This is a genomic window from Bacillus cereus group sp. MS39 (assembly GCF_040448665.1).
GTDB classification, from domain to species: domain Bacteria; phylum Bacillota; class Bacilli; order Bacillales; family Bacillaceae_G; genus Bacillus_A; species Bacillus_A wiedmannii.
On the sequence record NZ_CP123058.1, the window covers coordinates 4,523,393 to 4,544,151 of the forward strand.

The window sequence follows — 20,759 nt, forward strand, 5'->3', positions numbered from 1 at the left end:
TTTACATATTAATTTGTTACTATATTCATGCTACCAAAATATACTTAATGACCACTTTATTCATACAGTCATCTGATGACTGACCTTCTTTATCTTTCAGCGATAATTCTCCTATAATAAATTTATTCCACTCTTACTAAATTTATTATTTTAACATCTATACAATCCACCTGAAAAATTCAAAAAACCCTTATTTAAAGCGGATTACATACATTTATAAGTAAAATGTAAACCCCCTAAAAAATATTTTTATATAATAATAAAGGGGAGTTTAAATAGAAGATACACACCATTTTTTCAATCGTTTTCAAAAAAATAAAGCTATCTTTTCTTATTAAAAAAGATAGCTTTATCTGTATAGACGACTGCTCTACTCCCTATTGTTTTGCGCCTTTCAACGACTCCCTCAGGACAAATTTTTGTAATTTTCCACTCGCATTACGAGGCAGTTCATCCACAAATAAATAGTGACGAGGACGTTTATAATCTGCTAATTCATCACTTTCTTTACAATATATTTCCAAACCCTCTTCTGTAATCGTTTCATCTTTCTTTACAACAACTGCCACAACACGTTCTCCCCATAATTCATCTGGCTCACCAAGCACGGCAACATCTAATACACCAGGATGACTATGAAGGAAATCTTCAATTTCACGAGGATAAATATTAACGCCGCCACTAATTACCATGTCATCCACACGATCTGCGACGAATAAATAGCCATCTTTATCGAAGTAACCTAAATCACCAGAGTGATACCATCCTTTATACATCGATTTTGCATTTGCTTCTTCTCGGTTATGATAACCAGCCATCATAGTTGGGCCGCGTAAAATAATCTCTCCAACTTCATAAGGAGGTAATACATCATCCGGTTCTGCCGGTGCATCATCGTTTGGTTTTACAATGCGAATTTCATGACTAAAGCACGGTGTTCCCGCTGAACCTGCTTTCGTAATTTGATCTTCTTCTACGAGAAACGCCACAACTGGCCCCATTTCTGTCATTCCGTAAATTTGTACAAGATCAATATAAAGACGTTCTTTACATTCCTTCACTAATGCTGGCGCCATCGCCGCTCCACCATATATACCAATCTTCATCGACGTTAAATCGTACTGTGTTAAATCTTTTTGCAGTAACATATTCCACATCGTCGGTGCTGCAAAAAACGTCGTAATCTTCTCTTCTTGAATCGTATGTAATACTCTATCCGTATCAAAATGATGCAAAATAACATTCTTTCCGCCAACTTGAATACGCGGAATGATTCCAGCATTTAACTCGCCGCAATGATATAAAGGTGCTACAACAAGTCCGGCACTATCTCTATTATATTTTAAGAAATAAGTACAAATCATACTATGCTCAGTCATTTCACGATGACGATGCAATACGCCTTTCGGATGACCTGTCGTACCGCTCGTATACAGCATAGAACAATAATCCATTTCATCAATTTCGATATCTATTTTCTCAGAAGATGCTACATTCACTTTTTCATGATAAGAACTAGCATAGGAAGGTGTATCGTCTTCTACGTACCAAAAAGACGAATTTGGAAAATCGCGTTCAATAATAGCAACAGTTGATTCAACCGCTTTTTCAAAGACTACTACTTTCGAGGCTGCATCTTGAAGGATATACGATAATTCTTTTGCTTTTAAACGGAAGTTAATCGGGTTAAAGATTGCCCCAATTTTCGCACAGGCTAAGTAAACGTTTACAAATTCACGGCAATTATATAAGTAGACAGATACAGTATCTCCCTTTCTTACTCCTTCTTTCAACAGAGCTTGCGCTGTTTTATTTATTTGCTCATCCCACTGTTTATATGTCCAGCGAATATTTTTTTCCGGCTCTACTAACGCCTCTTTATTCGGATACTTACCAACCGCTAAATCAAATATTCTCCCTATCGTCATGTACATGCCAACAATTTCCCCCTTTTCTCTTTCATAAATCTATCATTTCGTCCATAAGTAGACATTGTCCTCTAATGATTTGACTAATTTTTCTGATTATTATCGACATAGTTTTACAAACAGTGTGGTCTATTGGTAAATGAAATTATAGCAACTTACTCACAACAATATAAAAAAGAGGCTATTCCAAATCGGAACAACCTCTTTCTTCTTATACAAATAGCTCTTCTAAAATTTTCAGTTTGTCTTCTGTATATTTTACGAAGCCATCGTTATATGATTTTGGATCTTTCGGATTTGCGAAGTGCGTAATTGCACCTGTCTTCGGATGAACAAATTTACTTGATGCACCACAGCCAAGTCCGATAATCGATTGAACTTCTTCCATAATAACAATGTTATAAATACTTTCTTGCGTCGGCATTGCATAACCAACGTTCTCTAAGTTACCTAAAATATTCTTTTGACGATATAGGTAATATGGTACGTAATTATGCTTTTGCGTCCACTCTTCTGCTTCGTGCATCATCGCTGTAATTTCTTCGCGACCTGCTACTTTATATTTACGTTTGTTTTGCGTCATTTCAGAAGCACGTTTAAATGATAACGTATGAACTGTTAATGATTCTGGCATTAACTTTTCTGTTTCATCTAACGTATGCTTGAAGATATCTAGCCCTTCACCAGGAAGACCAATAATTAAGTCCATATTAATATTGTTCATTCCCATTTCACGAGCTAAGTGATACTTCTCAATTGTTTCTTCTACAGTATGATGACGCCCAATTGCTTTTAGTGTCTCTTGATGGTATGACTGCGGATTAATACTAATACGGTCAATATTCCATTTATTTAACACTTCTAGTTTTGCTGGCGTAATTGTATCGGGGCGACCTGCCTCAACTGTTACTTCACGCACATTTTTCACATCTGGGAACGCTTCATACATTTCTTCATACAGCATATCCATCTCTTCTGCTGTAATACTTGTCGGTGTACCGCCGCCGTAATAAATCGTCGTAACTGTTACACCTTTTTCTTTTAAAAACTTACCAATTTCACGAACTTCATAATGTAAACCACCTAAGAATGAATCAACAGAGCCTTGGCGTCCGTTAATTGCATACGCCGGGAATGTACAATATGCACATTTTGTTGGGCAGAATGGAATACCGATATAAATACTTACTTCCTCTTTCAAACGGTATAAATCCGGAACTACCGCTAATTGGCAATCCACAATACGCTGAAGAAGTTCAATTTTCTCTTCATGAATTAAATAGCTTTCACGAAGTTCTTGGTGTGCTTCTTCTTTTGACATACCACTTTGAAGCATTTTATGAAGGAGTTTCGTCGGACGAACTCCCGTTAAAATGCCCCAGCTTTGTTCAAGACCAGTTAACTGCTGAAGAACAGAAAGATATACATAAGAAACAACGTGCTTCACTTGCTTCATACGCTCTTTTTCATCTGTGAAAGCAGATAAATCTTTTGCGAATGTTTCTTCATACACATTTCCAGTAGCAACATCTGTTAAACGAGCAGATGCTTTCACATTATCCTCAATGTGTATATCAACAATAAGATTTGCTTCCTCTTGTTCAAATCCAATCGTACTATCTTCAAAAAATAAGCCGCCAATATTTTGCAGCGGACGTAAAAAACGATCATCTTGTAGCGTTTTAATTGAAATTAACAACATTATCACCTTTTCATTTGCAAACTCTCTTTAGTTTACTTGAAGGGCGTTTGCAGGTCAATACAGAAGGTTTTACCTTATTTCTTCTATTTAAAAACTTAAAGGCAGAAGAGATGACATTTCTCTTCTGCCTTTTATAAATCTATTAGCTATTTTTAGTCATAAATCTTAAACGCATTCCTAATAACACAAGAATTACACCTATAAATGGAAGGTAATTTGTATTATGTCCTGTAGCTGGCAGTTTTTGATCATTGGAACTGCCTTGCTCTTTTTCTGGTAAGTTAGGCTTTCCTACTTCTTCACCCGGCTTCTCTGTTTCTTCACCTGGCTTCTCTGTTTCTTCACCTGGCTTCTCTGTTTCTCCGCCCGGTTTCTCTGTTTCTTCGCCTGGCTTTTCTGTTTCTTCGCCTGGTTTTTCTGTCTCTTCACCTGGTTTTTCTGTCTCTCCACCCGGTTTTTCTGTCTCTCCACCCGGTTTTTCTGTCTCTTCACCTGGCTTCTCTGTTTCTCCACCTGGTTTTTCTGTCTCTTCACCTGATGTTCCTGTTTCTTCACCTGGTTTTTCTGTCTCTCCACCCGGTTTTTCTGTCTCTTCACCTGGCTTCTCTGTTTCTCCACCTGGTTTTTCTGTCTCTTCACCTGGTGTTCCTGTTTCTTCACCTGGTTTTTCTGTCTCTTCACCTGGCTTTTCTGTTTCTTCACCTGGTGTTCCTGTTTCTTCACCTGGTGTTCCTGTTTCTTCACCTGGTTTTTCTGTTTCTTCACCTGGCTTTTCTGTTTCTTCGCCTGGTGTTCCTGTTTCTTCACCTGGTTTTTCTGTTTCTTCACCTGGCTTTTCTGTTTCTTCGCCTGGTTTTTCTGGACCTTTTTCTTGTTCTTTTTCATTTGTAATTTCAAGATTTTTAACTTCTACTTTTTCATTAGAAATCTTAAATTTAATTTCCTTATCAGATAATTTATATCCTTCTGGTGCATGAACTTCTTTTAAAATGTAATCTCCAGGTTCTAACTTCTTAGAAATTGCTTTACCATTCTTATTTGTTGTTAATGTGTCTATTTTTGTTCCATCTTTCCAAATTTCAAACACTGCGCCAGCTAATGTTTTACCTGTATCATTAGCATCTACTTTTGTAATTTCTAATTGACCTGTAATTTCTTCTTTCACTTTTTCATTCAATACTTCTCGTTTCGCTACTTCATTTGCTACAACGTTTACTTCTACTGTAACTTCTATCGCTTTGTAGCCTTCTGGCGCTTTCGTTTCTTCTAACGTATACTTACCTGGCACTAAGTTTTCGAATTTCACAATGCCGTCTTTATTCGTTGTTTTCGCCTCTCCAACTACTTGACCAGTTTCATTCTTCAGCTTAAATTCTGCACCTTCTAGAACTTTTCCACTCTCTGCATCCTTTTTGATTACTTGTAAGCTTCCTAGTTCTTTTGCGTTTTCTACTTGTACTTGTACTACTTTGTTTGCTTCCACAACGACTTCAATTTCTTCTTTTAATAATGTATATCCTTGTGGTGCTTTCGTTTCTTTTAATGTGTATGTTCCTGGCTCTAATTTCTTAGAGGTTACTTTACCTGTTTTATCTGTTCGTAACGTCTCTACTTTTTTACCATCTTTGTACACTTCAAATTCTGCATCTGATAATACTTTCGCTTTATCTTCTGCATCCACTTTTACGATTTCAAATTGACCTGTAGCTTTTTCAACAATTTTTTTATTCAACACATCTACAGTCACTGTTTTATTAGCAGCTACATCAACATGAACTAAACTAGATGTTAGTTCGTAACCTTTTGGTGCTTCAACTTCTTTTAATGTATATGTTCCAACTGGAAGTTGTGTTGATAAAGCTTCACCTTTACCATCTGTAATAATTGTTTCGATAACGTTCCCATCTTTATCTATAACATCAAATTTTGCACCTGGTAAAAGTTGACCAGATTCACTATCTTTTTTCAATAATTTAAATTGACCATTCTCTACTTTTTTCGTATTCTTCATAACAAATTCAATTATGTTTGTATTATCAATTGTTACTTTTACTGGTGTATCAACTTTTATATATCCTTCTGGTGCACTAATTTCTTTTACAAAATAATCACCAAATGGTAAATCTTTAACTTCCGCAATACCCTTTTCGTTTGTTGTAACAGTAGCCACAACATTATTATCTTTGTCTATAACATCAAATTTCGCATCTTTTAAAACAATGTTTTCATCGTTTTCATCAACTTTTTTAATTTGTAAATTTCCTTTTTCAGCAGCCGGCTTTTTCCACTTTGGCCAGTTAAATTTAAAATTATGAACCTCAAATCCATCTCTTTGGTGTAACCCACCAACAAAGGCTTGTCCGTTAATAGAGCCACCTTTTGTCTCTACAACTGCATTAGGCGCAAATACACTTCCTACTACACCATATCCTTTAGTTGTTATCTTTGTAGCATTAGGGAACACCCAAATGACTTTACTAGCTAACTCGGTAAAAAAGGAATTAGGATCATATGCTTGAGATGTATTAACTAATGTGAACCCGCCCTTATCTGTTGTATCATACAAGATTGCACCGCCACCAAAACTCACTTCTTCTGCATCTGAATGAATAACAATAAAGTCTTTATTACTTACATTCGGAAGATAAACATCACTTACATTAAATGTTTTCTTTCCATTTTGGCCTGAAGAAACATAAATATTAGGGTTATTTACATCTTCACCGATTCCAAAAGTCATACCAGGTTTTGGTTTATCAGTATGTAATTGGCCCGCATCCTCAATTACACTATCAACGTCTTTTCTAAACTCTTTAAATTTAGCATCAATCTCCGCTTGCTCTTTATAAGAGATACGGTCATATGATGATTTCATTGCACCTTCTGGGTCACCATCTTTTGTCATCGCCACTGTTCCATCTTGAATAATTACTTGTCCTGTTCCCGCTTTCGTAAATTGACCACCTAGTAATAATGCTGGATATCCTTCCTCTACCCATGTTGCTCCAGCTAAGTTATGTGCTCCTGTTGCAGCCGCTAAGACTGTATAACTTGATGCGTTCATATTTTTTTGAATAGCCATCGCACCTTCAATATCCGCACTCGTTGCACTATGATCTCCAAAAATGATTGCATTGTAATAAGATACATCACCTAAACCTTTTAATTCTGGTGTAGCTGCCTCTGCTTTATATGGTAAATGGATTAGAAAATTCATACATACTAGCAACACTACTATAAAACTACTACTTAATTTTTTTATTTTTTGATTAAATGATTTCCTCAAAAAATTCATTCCCCCTTTTAAATTTCCTAAAGCTACAAAGAGAAGTACATTTCATATGTACCAAGCCTTACTCACATTAACTTAAAATAATCCATTTAAATAAAACAAAGACACTCTAAAACTAATTAGTAAAATTACTACAATTCATTTTTGAAACAATACGTGAACTAAACTATCATGCGGAAATGTTTTTACGTATGGGAGCTCAATGAAATTAACCTGAAGAATATTTCATGTGGTGTAACTATTTTGGCAACATCACCCACTTTACAACAGTTTTCTAAATGATTCAAGTTAATTGTATGAATTTCAGACACAATTTATCCGGTAAAACGTTTTCATTTTTCGAATAAAACTAATAAAAAACGTAGCTGAAAAGCTACGTTTTTCTTTCATCGTTTCGGTGTATTTTTATGATTCTTCAAAAACGGAAGTGGGAATTGCTTGCGGAAATGTTCTTTAATCATATACTCAACACCGTTCTCACTATTTGAACGTGTAATCCAGTCTGCTGCTTGTTTTAACTCTATGGGTGCATTCCCCATCGCTACCCCGAGCCCTACATTTTCAATTACTTCTAGATCTTCTAAACTATCCCCAATCGCAACCATTTCGTTTAGCGAAATATTTAAATGCTCTCCAAGCAATTGTAATCCACGTAATTTTGATACATTTTGCGGCAAAATTTCTATTCGTTTTGAATCACAATCAATATACTCTATATCTTGGAATGCTTTTCGTAATGTATTTAGCCCTCGTTCTTTTTCACCTTTACTTTGGAAAATAACATCAATTTTTGGTGCCGCTACTGGATGATCACGGAGCGCATCACCTAACGAGTCTACAAACTGAACTGGATAAAATAACGGATCTGCGCTTGATAATACAGTACGCGCAATTAAGTTTGGTGTATTTCTCTCACGATTTCCGATTGAAAACCGTTCATGAGAAATGCGGACGTTACAATCGAAGTGCTCTAACACCTGCACAATGTTAAACGTCTTCTCTTCCGATAATCTTCTTTGAACGTACGGCTTATCTAACGTTGCTGAAATGAAAGCACCGCCATGCGTCACTAATATAGAATCTAATTTCAACGCCTTTGCAACTTTATGAGCGGACTGAAAATTACGGCTCGTAAACAATGTAACGTATACATCTTTTCTTTTCACAAATTCAATTGTTTCTCGTAATCCTTTTGCAATTTTTCCGTTGTTATATAGTAGTGTCCCATCTATATTAAGAGCTAGTAAGCGATAAATCATGTCGCACTCCCCCTCTTCGCTGTTGTACTCTATCCATAATTTATGAAATAAATGTAGCAAATAGAACGAGTTAGAATTACTACTGAAAATTTGGTTTACTATATACATATACACTCAGTAAAGGAGATAGTACAATGCAAGCACCACCTTCCTTTTATGAAGGCGATACGTTAGAAATCGCAAAGAAATTACTCGGACAAAAACTTGTACATATTGTAGACGGAGTAAAACGAAGCGGAATCATTGTAGAAGTAGAAGCATACAAAGGTCCCGATGATAAAGCCGCACATAGTTATGGCGGCAGACGAACGGACCGCACAGAAGTCATGTTTGGCGCACCGGGACATGCTTACGTATATTTAATTTACGGTATGTATCATTGTTTTAACGTCATTACAGCGCCAGTTGGCACCCCACAAGGCGTTCTCATTCGAGCCCTTGAACCGGTAGATGGAATAGAAGAAATAAAACTAGCGCGCTACAACAAAACCGACATTACAAAAGCGCAGTATAAAAATTTAACGAATGGCCCTGGCAAACTATGCCGTGCCCTCGGAATTACGTTAGAAGAACGAGGCGTATCCTTACAAAGTGACACATTGCATATTGAACTCGTCCCAGAAGAAGAAGAACACATATCATCACAATATAAAATAACAGCAGGACCTCGTATTAACATCGACTATGCAGAAGAAGCTGTACATTATCCGTGGCGTTTTTATTACGAGGGGAATCCGTTCGTTTCAAAAAAATAACGATATCAACGATTTTTCGAATATATCTATCGTAACTTACAATATATCAACGATTTTTCAAATATATCTACCATAACTCAAAATATATCAACGATTCGACAAGGAATATCGACTTACCGACAAATAATGACATTATAAATAAAAGAAGACTGTTCCACAATGGAACAGTCTCTCCCTTTTACTCCGCGCCTTCCGCAGTCGCAATATTATCCTCTAAGTTCTCTCTTGATAATTCAGCCGCCATAAAATCAGCTGTTTCTGGAAGTGCTAAATGCATATGAGCTTTTTGACAAATTTGGATCGTACAGTTTTCAACAACATAGTCGAAAACATGTCCGCCTCCACTTCTTTCATCGTCAATGTAATGTAAGTGGAAACCAGCTACACCAATACCTTGCGCATAATCTGGCGTCCAAAATCCAGCTAGCGTACCTTCTGTATGTTTAAATGAAAAGATTGGCTGAGATTTCGTCACTTCAACGAGCGGTGTATACGGTTTTTCTTGTCTTGGAACAGTTCTCGTTCTTACTTCACGGAACGTACCGTCCATTCGAATAGCGTAAAATAAGTTTTTACTTGGCATTAATTCATGTAATAATGCCTCAACTTCTTCACGATTCATTGGATGCTCTACTGTATAACTCATTTCTTTTTCAAAAAACGTTACAGTCGCAAACGGTGTTGTTTCTTCCGGTTCTACTTTTTCTGCTGAACCGTCTGAACGTAAATGATAAAATTCATTATCGAATGCAATCATTTCACCATCTAGTTGATCAAATGTGCCGATGCCGAAATCACCACGTTCTTTTAGTTCCTCAAAACTAATCACACCATCATATATACCATCTAATAGCGCAAGCATTGTAGATGTTTGATATACTTCGTTATTCGTTTTCGTTCTTTTTGCATCAATATCAATTAATTGCGCAACAGTCATCTCAACCATGCCTCCATTAGTTTAATTGGTTTGGTAATAATTTTTCGCTTAATTTAATGTTGTCACGGTAATCGATTGGAATATCAATAATGACAGGGCCGTCTGCTTCTAACGCTTCTCTCAATACACCTTCTAATTCATCTGGTGTATTGACACGAAGACCTAACGCCCCGAAACTTTCCGCATATTTCACAAGATCAACATCGCCAAACTCTGTAGCTGATGTTCTACCGTATTTCATCATTTGTTGGAACGCAACCATATCGTACGTACCATCTCTCCATACGAGATGTACAACCGGAGCATTTAAACGTACCGCTGTTTCTAATTCCATCGAAGAGAATAAGAAACCACCATCACCTGACACGGAAACAACTTTCTTGCCCGGTTCAACTAAAGTAGCGGCAATTGCCCAAGGAAGTGCAACACCTAACGTTTGCATACCGTTACTAAATAATAATCTACGTGGTTCATAAGAACGGAAACATCTTGCCATCCAAATAGAATGTGAACCGATGTCACATGTAACAGTTGTATCGTCACTAATTAAAGAACGAAGTGTACGAATCACTTGAAGCGGATGCGTAACACCTTCTGAAGCACGTTTTGGAACTTCTGCTTGCTCTGATAATTTCGCGCGTAATCGTTCTAACACTGCTTCTGATTTCGTACTTAATACAAGTTTCGGTAATTTCTCCGCGATGCTATTTACTGTTAAAGCAATATCACCAATTAATTCGCGCTCTGGTTGGTAATCATGGTCGATATCTGCTTGATGGTCATCAAGATGGATAATCGTTCTGTCTCCAAGTTTATTCCAGAATTTCGGATCATACTCAATTGGGTCATAACCGATCGAAATAACAAGGTCTGCTTCTTCTAGTAAAATATCACCTGGTTGGTTACGGAATAATCCAACACGGCCGAAGAAATGATCTTCTAACTCACGCGAAATTGCACCAGCTGCTTGATATGTTTCAACGACAGGAAGTTCTGTATCCGCAATTAATTCACGAACGGCTTTCGTCACTTCATTTGTGCTCGCTCTCATACCGAGTAAAATAACTGGTAATTTCGCCGATTTTATTTTTTCTACTACATATGTAATTTCATGTGTGGGAGCGATTCCAAGCTGTGGCTTAGAAAGCGCACCGATAGACTCTACAGTCGTTTCCGCTGTCATAACATCTTGCGGAAGACTTACTAAAGTAGCTCCTGGATTTGTGGAAGTCGCACTTCGGAATGCATTACTTAATGCTTCTGGCACATTATCAGGATGCTCTACTTCTACGCTATATTTTGTGATTGGTTCGAATAGTGCAGCATTATCCATAGATTGATGCGTACGTTTTAATCGATCCGTACGTGGAACTGCACCAGCTAAAGCAACAACGGGATCACTCTCCGCATTCGCAGTAACAAGACCTGTCGCTAAATTCGATGTCCCTGGTCCTGAAGTTACAAGACATACGCCCGGTTTCCCTGTTAATCTACCAATCGCAGCTGCCATAAATGCTGCGTTTTGTTCATGACGACAAACAATTAACTCTGGTCCTCTTTCTTGCAGTACATCAAATACAGAGTCAATCTTCGCCCCTGGAATACCGAAAACATGTGTAACACCTTGTTTAATTAAACAATCAACAACAAGATCTGCTCCTTTTGTTTTTGTCTTCACGTCGTTTGCTTTTACACCTGTACTCAAACTAATCACCCTTTATTTCATAATGTGTGTAATAAAGATTTTTAATTTCACCTAGTTAATTAACGTGGTGAAGTATTGTTTATCATTATATTACAAATGCATTATTTTTCCAACAATATGAATTTGACAGTTTTTTAACAATAAATAAAGAATCCGCTTACAACCCTTTATTTATCCTAAAATAATATTTTTATATCTCATCTAAAAATGCACAAAAAACTTTCATCTCATCACAGTATTAAAAACATTACAGTACCTTGCAAAGAACACTAGCAAATGATATATTTGTAAATATTGGAATACCCATTAATTGGAACGAGCTTTGTAATTCGTATCCCCCTTTCAAAATATAGCATTCTCAACTTTAATTCATCATTTTATAAAGGAAAGTGATTGTTATGAAGAAAAATGAATTTTTGGAACAACTTAGTTCTTCCCTGCGGAATATGCCTAATGTAGAAAAGAAAGATATTATCTCAGAGTACGAAACTCATTTTATCAGTGGTAAACAAGATGGAAAATCTGAAGAAGAAATTGCTAGAAAACTAGGAAGCCCTAAAACGATCGCGAAAGAACTTACTGTTTCCTATGCAATACATAACGCTGATAATAAACGAAGCTTTAAAAATATGATAACCGCACTATTTTCTGTTATGAGTTTAAGTGTTTTAAACTTTACCTTTATCATTATCGCCTTTTTCGTACTACTCTTTTTATTACCGATTCTTCTAGCACTTATCATTGCCACTCCATTATTAATTGTTTCACCTATTTTATTAATAGGATTAGGATTTTTTACAGGGTTTCATCAAATTAGTTATTCCGATGTTTACAATGTGTTCATCGCTTTTTGCAGCGGTTTACTCATATCCGTCATATCTTACCAAATGGTAAAACATCTATACGCAACTTTAGTAAAGTATTTGAAATGGAATATAGCTATTTTACAGAGATAATAATGAATATAAAAGGAGATTAAAATGAAGAAGTATACTTTATATCTACTCATGTTACTTACAATTTTATTGCTACCAGCTTGTTCCAACAGTGCGCAACCTAAGGAAGAAAACGATGTGCAATCTATTAAAGATGTAACGATAAAAATTCCAGAAACGATATTCACTTCCTCAAAAAAGAATGAAACGATTAACGAAGACGAAATGAAACAAAATATAAAAACTTATTTAGATTATAGCGGAGAGTTAGACGAAAACATCGTTCCACTTTCATCATCTATGTCTGACGAGAATGTCACCGAATCCGACCGAGAGAAATTAAAACAACTAGTAGATTTAGCGCAACAAAATGATGCGAATTTCCATGATTTTATTAGTAACAATACGATCCCTGATGATTACAAACAGCCTTCGAAGGAAATTCATGATTTTATTTCAGCGTCTACGGCACTTTCAGTAGAACTAGAGCAAGAATTAGATAAACTCGCGCAAGATGGTAACTTATTCAAAACTGACTTTTCTTTTACAAAACGCTTTGAGCAAGTTAATGGTAGGAAGCAAAAAGAAATTGAAAAGTTTTTGAAGGAAAAGAACATTGATACTGAGTATTTCAAGAAATAATGATATATACAAATAGAAACCACAAAAAAGACGCCCCATACAAGGGGCGTCTTCCACTATTACGCTTGTTGTTGCGCGTTATATAAATCTTCAAGTGGCTTCATGATAATTTTGTTAACGTCAGTGATAACGATGTTTAAACGTTGTTCAGTTTCCATTAACTTTGTGATTTTAGCATCTTGTTGAATACGAGCTACAACTTCTTGTGCTTTTTGGTTATCTTCTTCACTGATTTCTTGACCTTGCATCATTTTTTGTTGTAGGCCAAGTTGCATTGTACGGAACTCATCGAATAAGTTCTTTGAAGCCGCATCACCTTGTACTGCTGCGTAGCTTGCTTTTAATGTTTGGAAATCTTCGTTTTCAGCGATTGCTTTTTGTAATTCATATGCAACATCATGAATGTTTTTTGTCATTTTATTTTTCCTCCTTTAGAAGGCTAGCGCTTTTCGCTCACACTGCCTTTTAAGTGCATTTACATACGCACCTCTTCTTACCATATCAAACTATGCAAGAGATGTGAAGAAATTTCACTTTTATTTCTATGTACTTATCTTTACTACATAAGGAACAACAGTAATAGCCCTTGCACGAGTCCAATCATCCCGCCTAATAGTGCTCCTAAATACGTAATCATTTTTAATTCATTTTTGGTAATGGATAGAACTAAATCTTCTAGTCTCTCTGTTGAAAATGTAGATACTTCTTGCTGGACAATTTCCGCAAGATGTAGATTGTTTAATATACTTTCTACGTTTTCTGTCCCCCACTTCAAGCCTTTCGTTACTGCACTTGGGACTACCTTTTCAATAATTGTTTCTCGAACTGGCTCACATACTTGCTGCACAGATTGATTTAAAAACTTACTCACTGTTTCTTCAACTTTAACTGCTGACAATATGGAGCTTACAATCATTTCTTTTTCTACAAACGTTTCTACTTCTTTTACATCTCTTCCTTTTAACTTTTCCCACTCTTTTTGCAGTACATCAGTTAAAAGTTGCTTTGTGCCATCTTGCCCTAAAAACTTAATAACTTCTGGCTGCACACGATCCACTACACTTACATTCCCTAAAAACATTCCGACTAAGTTAAGTAGCGTTCCCCTAGAAGCAAAGAAATCATCAATCATTTTTGAAAGACGTGCTTTCCCTTCTTCACTTTCAAAAAAACGAATTCCTCGATTTAAAATAAACGCCGAGACATTTGGGATTGTATTCTCTATTTTTTCATGAACAGAATGAGGTAAAGCCTGTTCCCATGTATATGTATAATACTCTGCTAAAAATGCCTCTATTTTTTCTGTAATTACATGCTCAATTTTCTCGGTCGCCTCTTTTTCTACATGTACTAAATTCCATTTTTCTAACATATGTCGTAACGACTGTTCATTCGTAATTACTTTATCCACTTCTACTTGTGTCCATTGAATTAAACCTTTTTGAAACTCTTCATTTGTTAATTTCTTTCCGATTCCTTCTGGCGTTAACAAATGCTCGACAACCATTTTCCCTAATTGAACAGCAAGTTCATCGCGGCGCTTCGGAATTAACCCTGGTGTAAATGGAACTTGAAACTTTCCAATATAAATAGGGCGATGAGGACGAAATAACATTTTTATCGCTAAATGATTTGTGAATCCTCCAATAATCGCTCCGAGCCCTGTCGTCGTTAACATACTTAACCATATATTCATTACAATCAACCTTTCGCTTCTCCAAAACTATAGCATATCATCATACGGACAAAAGTATAATGGTATAAAAACGTATTTGCAATATATAGCTATGCCTATTATGCCAACATTTTGTTAGTAAAGGAGTGATTTCGTTGGTTCTCGGTATTTTAACTTCTCACCCTCATTATGAGCAAATGTATTACACCGAAATCGCTAAACGCGCTCGGCTTTATCATAATGTCGTTGCCCAGTTTACGCCATTTGGTATTGATCCTAAAACAGACCTTGTCTCTGGTCTTATTTATGATACAGATACAGGAAAATGGAAAGAGCAAATATTCCCTATTCCTTCTTATATTTACGATCGTTCTTCTTTTAACGAGGAAACAGACTTCAACAAAGCAAAATCAATTATTCACTCATTACACAACCGTCCTACCACTACCTTTTTAAATAACACACTCATTGACTTAAGCGAACTTCATGATTTATTTCTCACGAATAAAAAATTATCTCCTTATATACCAAAATTTGAAATAGCAACGATACAAAACATTTTCAAACTGTTATTAAAAACAAAAGATATTATTATACGGCCTACTAACACACATTCCAATGAAAGTCTGTACCGGATCACTTATAAAAACAAAACGTTTCATATCGATACGATAAATGATGACTATCATACTTCTACTCCAATCAAACGGACAGATGAATTTATATCTTGGTACAAATCTAACATACGATCAGCACGTTACATCATCCATACAATGCTGCAACCACCAAATCAATTAACATACCCGCTCCATATTCGAACCATTTTGCAAAAAAATAAAGAACAAAAGTGGAATGCTATCGGCCAATTTATACAAAAAAGCTCATTTCCGAATCAACTTTTACTTTCGGCAACGGATGATTCCTCGTTGCATTCATTTTCAAAAATTAAATACGTATTATCTAGTACAGGTGTACAATTATTACAGGACGCTTTACATGACATTATAAATGAAGTGTTCCAAACATTAGACGAATCTTATTCTTCGTTATTCGAGCTAGAGCTTTCCACCATTATGGATCAAAAAGGGGCAATTTGGCTTATGTATGTCAACACGATCCCCCCGTACGAACATTACATTCGTCATAGTGATGCATTAGCCGAAAAAATATATCACGGACCACTAAATTTTAGTCGCTTCACACCATAATGAAAGGAGGTAACACCATTTTGAAAGAGCACATATATACATTAAACATTTCAGATGAGCATCCAAATAGTATTACTTTACCTTACATTTTTTCCATTACACCACCAATTTCATCCCTTTCCTTCGGCGTACGCCATGTTGCAAGTGAAGAGGTGAAAATTCATTATTCCTTTACTCGCGAAATCATTATCGGAAAACAAATTGCAGAGAAACTTTTACTTCCTCATTCCACTACTATCCATGCATTCACGCAAAATGAAACCATTATTTTCGGACCATTAATCGGGATTTTTACAACTGGTTTTAACGATGACTCTTCTAATCCTTTAGGAAACCGTTCAACTTCTCTCAGCGAGTTACTAACGCCGCCATTCACCTTGCGACCATTTGTATTCGTTTTTGGTGTGCAACATATAAACTGGGAAGACGAAACAATTGAAGGATATTTCTTTCAAGAGAAACAGTGGATTAAGAAAAAAGTCCCTTTACCGAATGTCATTTACGATCGATTACCAAATCGTAAAGCCGAAAATTATAAACCGATCGTAAGAGCAAAAAGAAAGTTAGAGCATGACTACTCCATTCCTTGGTTTAACCCAGGCTTTTTCAATAAATGGGAAGTGCATCAACTTCTTGTGAAAGATGAATCCATTATGCCTTTATTACCAAACACAGAAACATTTCAACACTTCGAACAAGTAGAACGATTTCTCGGTACGTATAAATCTGTTTACATGAAACCGATTCACGGCAGCTTCGGTAGAAATATTCATCAACTATTTTATTCTCAAACAGAGAATTGCTACTACTGCCGTTATCGCGAAAATGAAGAAAATAAACTAAGAAAGTACCAATCATTAGAAACGCTTCTGAACCATGTGTTAAAAGGACATGATTTAAAAAAATTTATCGTACAACAAGGTATTTCCTTACTTCGCTTCGATGGGCAACCTGTTGATTTTCGCATTCATACAAATAAAAATCATTTCGGCCAATGGATGGTCAGTGCAATCGTTGCAAAAATTGCTGGCAAAGGTAGCTTAACAACGCATGTAAATAGCGGTGGCGATACAAAATTACTGCAAGAACTTTTTCCAGATTCAACGAAACAAATTCAAATTGAAAATAAATTAAAACATACGGCCTTACAAATCAGTTACGCGCTCGATGAACAAGTAACCGGAAATATTGGAGAAATCGGTTTTGATATCGGTTTAGACACACAGGAAAACCCGTGGCTCTTTGAAGCAAACTCTAAACCTGGGCGAACTGTATTCCAAGATGAAAAGTTAAAAGAACAAAGTGAACTGACGCGCCAATTATTTTACGAATATGCCATCTACTTAACTGAACATTCTTTGCGCGATGCAAAAGAAAAAATGTCTCAAATAAAATCCGGAACTCCATCAAACACCGAACATATCCCATCCCCTATGATTCACTTACAAATACAAAAACAAAAACTTCCACCTCATTCATAAGGTGGAAGTTTTCTATTTACACAAGTTTCACTACAACCTCTGTTTCCACATTACACATCCCGCAATAAAAAACATGATTGCAGTACTCTTGTGAATTACTATGTGTTAACCCATCTACTGCACTTAATAATTCTTGATCCATATACGCACTATAATCGTCTATGTAATCTACAGTTTTTCCATAATCTTGGAGTATACCTTGGCAATTTTGACAAGAATATGTTTGTGATTCTAATGCGTTGCAAAGCGGGCAAATTCCCATCACGATTCCTCCATACGTTATCATTTACAAGCAGATTGAAGAGAGCATCTAGCCGTGCATAGGAGCGTCCTGTCCCCCCTACTTAAAATAGAACTATAAAGTTGCTACCGATTTAATTGTAATAAGTCATAAATAAGAAGTTAATGATTTGCCCCCAAATAACAGGATACAAAAAGAAAAACATATTTCATATCGCTCTTAGTTTAGCCTTCTTTCTAAAAAATACAACGATTACTCTTATTTCATAATTTACGAAATCACTAAGATTTTTTTACAAAATTTACAAATTATTATTTCGTATATCTTTCTAGGTAACATCCATACTATGAGTACAAACTTAATTACCGATGGATTAGCGCCAAACGGGGCGATAATCTGGTTCAAATCCAGCTAGTCCAACCAAAAAAAATTTTTATAACTCTAAGGAGGATATATTCCTATGGCAAACCAAAGTTCTTACAATCAATTAGTAGTACCAGGAGCAACAGCTGCAATCGATCAAATGAAGTACGAAATCGCTCAAGAATTTGGTGTACAATTAGGAGCAGATTCTACGGCTCGTGCTAACGGTTCTGTTGGTGGAGAAATTACAAAACGTCTAGTTGCAATGGCTGAGCAAAGCCTTGGCGGATTCCAAAAATAAATATATATGGCAAAAAGGTCTCAAGGCATATGCCTTGAGACCTTCCTTAATTTACTGCAACATTTGTAAAAACTTCTTCGTGCGTTCTTCTTTTGGATTTGTAAATACATCTTCTGGTGTACCTTGTTCGACAACGACACCGCCATCCATGAAAATAACACGGTTCGCAATTTGATGCGCAAAACGCATTTCGTGCGTTACAATAACCATCGTCATGCCTTCTTTAGCAAGTTCTTTCATGACTTTCAGAACTTCTTGAACGAGTTCAGGATCGAGTGCTGACGTCGGTTCATCAAATAGTAATACTTCCGGCTCCATCGCAAGCGCGCGAGCAATTCCAACGCGCTGTTGTTGTCCGCCTGATAATTGGAACGGATATAAGTCTACTTTATCCGCAAGACCAACTTTTTCAAGGAAATAGTTTGCTTTTTTCTTCGCTTCTTCTTTCCCCATCTTTTTCACTGTAACGAGCCCTTCCATTACATTTTGAAGTGCTGTTAAATGCGGAAATAGATTATGGTGCTGGAATACCATACCTGTTTGCGTACGAAGATTGACAATATCTTTCTTCGATACTTTTTGAGAGAAGTCGAGCTCTTTATTACCGATGCGAATATTACCAGCGTTCGGCGTTTCTAACACGTTGAGACAACGCAGGAATGTCGTTTTACCAGATCCCGATGGCCCGATAATAACAACAACCTCCCCCTTCTCAACTGATAAATCTATATGCTTTAGTACGGTATTATCTCCGAAACTTTTTTGTAAATGTTGAATTGAAATCATAAAAACAAAAACTCCTTTTATGAAAGGGTTATTTTAGAGTGTAACGTTCTGAACGTTTTTCTAATATTTGTTGCACAATAGATAATAAGAAGCAAATTGCCCAATAAATTAGACCTGCTTCGAAATAAACAATTAAAAACTCATAGTTCATTGCCGCAATTTCCTGCGCTTTTCGGAACATTTCTGTTACTAAAATTAACGATGCTAATGAAGTATCCTTCACTAAACTAATAAATGTATTCGAAAGCGGCGGAATAGATACTCGCGTTGCCTGCGGTAAAATAACACGTTTTAATGCTTGCGGGTATGTCATCCCAATTGTGTAAGCTGCTTCCCACTGTCCTTTCGGGATTGAAAGGATAGAAGCACGAATAATTTCAGATGCATACGCACCAACATTTAACGAAAATCCAATAACTGCTGCTGTATATGGCTCAACTTCAATATTAAGAGTTGGAAGACCATAGAAAATAATAAATAACTGTACAAGAAGTGGCGTTCCGCGAATGATAGATACATAGATACGAGCAATCCATTGTAAAATACGACTACCTGAAATACGTGCAAGCGCCGTTAACGTCGCAAGTATAATCCCGATAATAAATGTAATAAGCGTTAATGGAATTGTCGTAAATACAGCTTCCTTCAGCATAGGCATGAAGGAAGACTGCATAATATCTATCCAAGTAGACAATCGATCTGAAACCAACGCACTACTTAGATACATTTTCACCGAACCATTTTTTCGCTATTTTATCGTACGTACCATCTTTTTTCATATCTTCTAACGCTTTATTTACTTCTTGTACTAGCTTGTCGCTACCTTTACGGAATAAGAATCCACTCTGTGACGCTTCTTTTTCTGTATCTACAATTTTAATTTTTGCATCTTTTTTCGTTTCTAAATAATTTAACACTGATAATTTATCATTAATTGTGAAATCAACACGGCCAGTGTTTAATAATTCTGCAGCTTGGCTAAAGCCTTCTACATTCGTGATTTCTGCACCATTTTTCTTAGCAATATCTGCATAGTTACTTGTTAAAGATTGTGCTGCTTTTAATCCTTTTACATCAGCAAATGTAGCAGGTTTATCTTTATCCTTCGCAATAACTAATACCGCTGAAGATGAAACATATGGGCTAGAGAAGTCATATTTCTTTTGACGATCTTCACGAATACCAACTTCATTCGCAACCATGTCGAAACGTTTTGCATCTAGACCAGCAAGTAAGCTATCCCATTGTGTTTCTTTAAATACAGGTTTTACTCCTAAACGTTTTGCAACTTCTTCTGCTAATTCAACGTCAAATCCAGTTAATTTATTACTTGAATCGTGGAATGTGAACGGTGGATATGTACCTTCTGTTCCAATTACAAGTTCACCACTTTGTTTTATCTTTTGTAACGCATCTTGATTAGCTGTATCTTTTTTCTCTTCTTTACCGCAGCCCGCTACAATCCCGATTGCTAATGTAGTTACTGCAAGTACTGAAAATAATTTTTTCATGATGGTAATCCTCCAAGTATTCTGATAGGAATTTAAAA

18 protein-coding genes are annotated in these 20,759 nt (G+C 36.2%); 6 read left to right on the forward strand and 12 right to left on the reverse strand.

Going from position 1 to position 20,759, the window contains the following annotated elements; all coding sequences use genetic code 11:
* Window positions 1–377: 377 nt before the first annotated feature.
* The 4 genes from QEP67_RS23500 to QEP67_RS23515 all read right to left on the reverse strand — a co-directional run bounded on the left by QEP67_RS23500 (window position 378) and on the right by QEP67_RS23515 (window position 8,181).
* Window positions 378–1,934, reverse strand: a complete 1,557-nt coding sequence (locus QEP67_RS23500; RefSeq protein ID WP_088091194.1) for a fatty acid--CoA ligase — start codon at window positions 1,932–1,934, stop codon at window positions 378–380.
* A 205-nt stretch (window positions 1,935–2,139) separates the two neighbouring features.
* Window positions 2,140–3,630: a coproporphyrinogen III oxidase gene (locus QEP67_RS23505; protein WP_002108762.1), complete on the reverse strand. Its 1,491-nt coding sequence runs from the start codon at window positions 3,628–3,630 to the stop codon at window positions 2,140–2,142.
* A 142-nt stretch (window positions 3,631–3,772) separates the two neighbouring features.
* Window positions 3,773–6,916 carry a SpaA isopeptide-forming pilin-related protein gene (locus QEP67_RS23510; protein WP_353706451.1) on the reverse strand — a complete coding sequence of 1,048 codons (3,144 nt, stop codon included), beginning with the start codon at window positions 6,914–6,916 and terminating at the stop codon, window positions 3,773–3,775.
* Window positions 6,917–7,308: 392 nt separating this feature from the next.
* Window positions 7,309–8,181, reverse strand: coding sequence for a Cof-type HAD-IIB family hydrolase (locus QEP67_RS23515; RefSeq protein ID WP_000640400.1), 873 nt, complete (start codon window positions 8,179–8,181; stop codon window positions 7,309–7,311).
* Window positions 8,182–8,315: 134 nt separating this feature from the next.
* Between QEP67_RS23515 and QEP67_RS23520 the strand changes: the two genes are divergently transcribed.
* Complete coding sequence (locus tag QEP67_RS23520) at window positions 8,316–8,936, forward strand: DNA-3-methyladenine glycosylase (protein WP_001148770.1); 621 nt, start codon at window positions 8,316–8,318, stop codon at window positions 8,934–8,936.
* Window positions 8,937–9,114: 178 nt separating this feature from the next.
* Here the strand turns inward: QEP67_RS23520 and alsD are convergent, their stop codons facing one another.
* Window positions 9,115–9,873 carry an alpha-acetolactate decarboxylase gene (gene alsD, locus QEP67_RS23525; RefSeq protein ID WP_000215038.1) on the reverse strand — a complete coding sequence of 253 codons (759 nt, stop codon included), beginning with the start codon at window positions 9,871–9,873 and terminating at the stop codon, window positions 9,115–9,117.
* A 16-nt stretch (window positions 9,874–9,889) separates the two neighbouring features.
* Window positions 9,890–11,578 carry an acetolactate synthase AlsS gene (alsS, locus tag QEP67_RS23530; protein WP_000103528.1) on the reverse strand — a complete coding sequence of 563 codons (1,689 nt, stop codon included), beginning with the start codon at window positions 11,576–11,578 and terminating at the stop codon, window positions 9,890–9,892.
* A gap of 398 nt (window positions 11,579–11,976) precedes the next feature.
* On the opposite strand from alsS, the gene QEP67_RS23535 reads away from it, so the two are divergent.
* Both QEP67_RS23535 and QEP67_RS23540 read left to right on the forward strand, forming a co-directional pair.
* Window positions 11,977–12,534 (forward strand): DUF1700 domain-containing protein, encoded by a 558-nt coding sequence (locus QEP67_RS23535; RefSeq protein ID WP_000739180.1) that lies wholly within the window; start codon window positions 11,977–11,979, stop codon window positions 12,532–12,534.
* A 24-nt stretch (window positions 12,535–12,558) separates the two neighbouring features.
* Window positions 12,559–13,155: an NDxxF motif lipoprotein gene (locus QEP67_RS23540; protein WP_000760957.1), complete on the forward strand. Its 597-nt coding sequence runs from the start codon at window positions 12,559–12,561 to the stop codon at window positions 13,153–13,155.
* A gap of 59 nt (window positions 13,156–13,214) precedes the next feature.
* On the opposite strand, the gene QEP67_RS23545 is transcribed toward QEP67_RS23540, so the two are convergent.
* Both QEP67_RS23545 and QEP67_RS23550 read right to left on the reverse strand, forming a co-directional pair.
* The gene (locus QEP67_RS23545; protein WP_000164618.1) at window positions 13,215–13,571 is read right to left on the reverse strand and encodes a YlbF/YmcA family competence regulator; all 357 of its coding nucleotides are present in this window, start codon (window positions 13,569–13,571) and stop codon (window positions 13,215–13,217) included.
* Between the two features lie 143 nt (window positions 13,572–13,714).
* Window positions 13,715–14,851: a DUF445 family protein gene (locus QEP67_RS23550; RefSeq protein ID WP_033658906.1), complete on the reverse strand. Its 1,137-nt coding sequence runs from the start codon at window positions 14,849–14,851 to the stop codon at window positions 13,715–13,717.
* A 134-nt stretch (window positions 14,852–14,985) separates the two neighbouring features.
* On the opposite strand from QEP67_RS23550, the gene QEP67_RS23555 reads away from it, so the two are divergent.
* Together QEP67_RS23555 and QEP67_RS23560 are read left to right on the forward strand one after the other, a co-directional pair.
* Window positions 14,986–16,038 (forward strand): YheC/YheD family protein, encoded by a 1,053-nt coding sequence (locus tag QEP67_RS23555; RefSeq protein WP_000242703.1) that lies wholly within the window; start codon window positions 14,986–14,988, stop codon window positions 16,036–16,038.
* Window positions 16,039–16,058: 20 nt separating this feature from the next.
* Window positions 16,059–17,519, forward strand: a complete 1,461-nt coding sequence (locus tag QEP67_RS23560; RefSeq protein ID WP_000658066.1) for a YheC/YheD family protein — start codon at window positions 16,059–16,061, stop codon at window positions 17,517–17,519.
* 16 nt (window positions 17,520–17,535) lie between these two features.
* Here QEP67_RS23560 and QEP67_RS23565 read toward each other — a convergent pair whose 3' ends face one another.
* Window positions 17,536–17,781, reverse strand: a complete 246-nt coding sequence (locus QEP67_RS23565) for a hypothetical protein (RefSeq protein WP_000510463.1) — start codon at window positions 17,779–17,781, stop codon at window positions 17,536–17,538.
* Between the two features lie 439 nt (window positions 17,782–18,220).
* Between QEP67_RS23565 and sasP the strand changes: the two genes are divergently transcribed.
* Window positions 18,221–18,424: a small acid-soluble spore protein, SasP family gene (gene sasP / locus QEP67_RS23570; RefSeq protein WP_000013349.1), complete on the forward strand. Its 204-nt coding sequence runs from the start codon at window positions 18,221–18,223 to the stop codon at window positions 18,422–18,424.
* 51 nt (window positions 18,425–18,475) lie between these two features.
* Here sasP and QEP67_RS23575 read toward each other — a convergent pair whose 3' ends face one another.
* Genes QEP67_RS23575 through QEP67_RS23585 form a run of 3 tightly spaced genes read right to left on the reverse strand, consistent with a single transcriptional unit; the run spans window position 18,476 to window position 20,721 of the window.
* A complete protein-coding gene (locus QEP67_RS23575; RefSeq protein ID WP_000623593.1) occupies window positions 18,476–19,210 on the reverse strand; it encodes an amino acid ABC transporter ATP-binding protein in 735 nt (244 codons plus the stop codon).
* A 28-nt stretch (window positions 19,211–19,238) separates the two neighbouring features.
* Entirely contained in the window at window positions 19,239–19,937 is a 699-nt protein-coding gene (locus tag QEP67_RS23580; RefSeq protein WP_033657688.1) for an amino acid ABC transporter permease, read from the reverse strand.
* On the reverse strand, window positions 19,924–20,721 hold the full coding sequence (locus QEP67_RS23585; RefSeq protein ID WP_000732834.1) for an amino acid ABC transporter substrate-binding protein: 798 nt from the start codon (window positions 20,719–20,721) through the stop codon (window positions 19,924–19,926). The genes QEP67_RS23580 and QEP67_RS23585 overlap by 14 nt, the downstream gene beginning before the upstream one ends.
* Window positions 20,722–20,759: the final 38 nt, after the last annotated feature.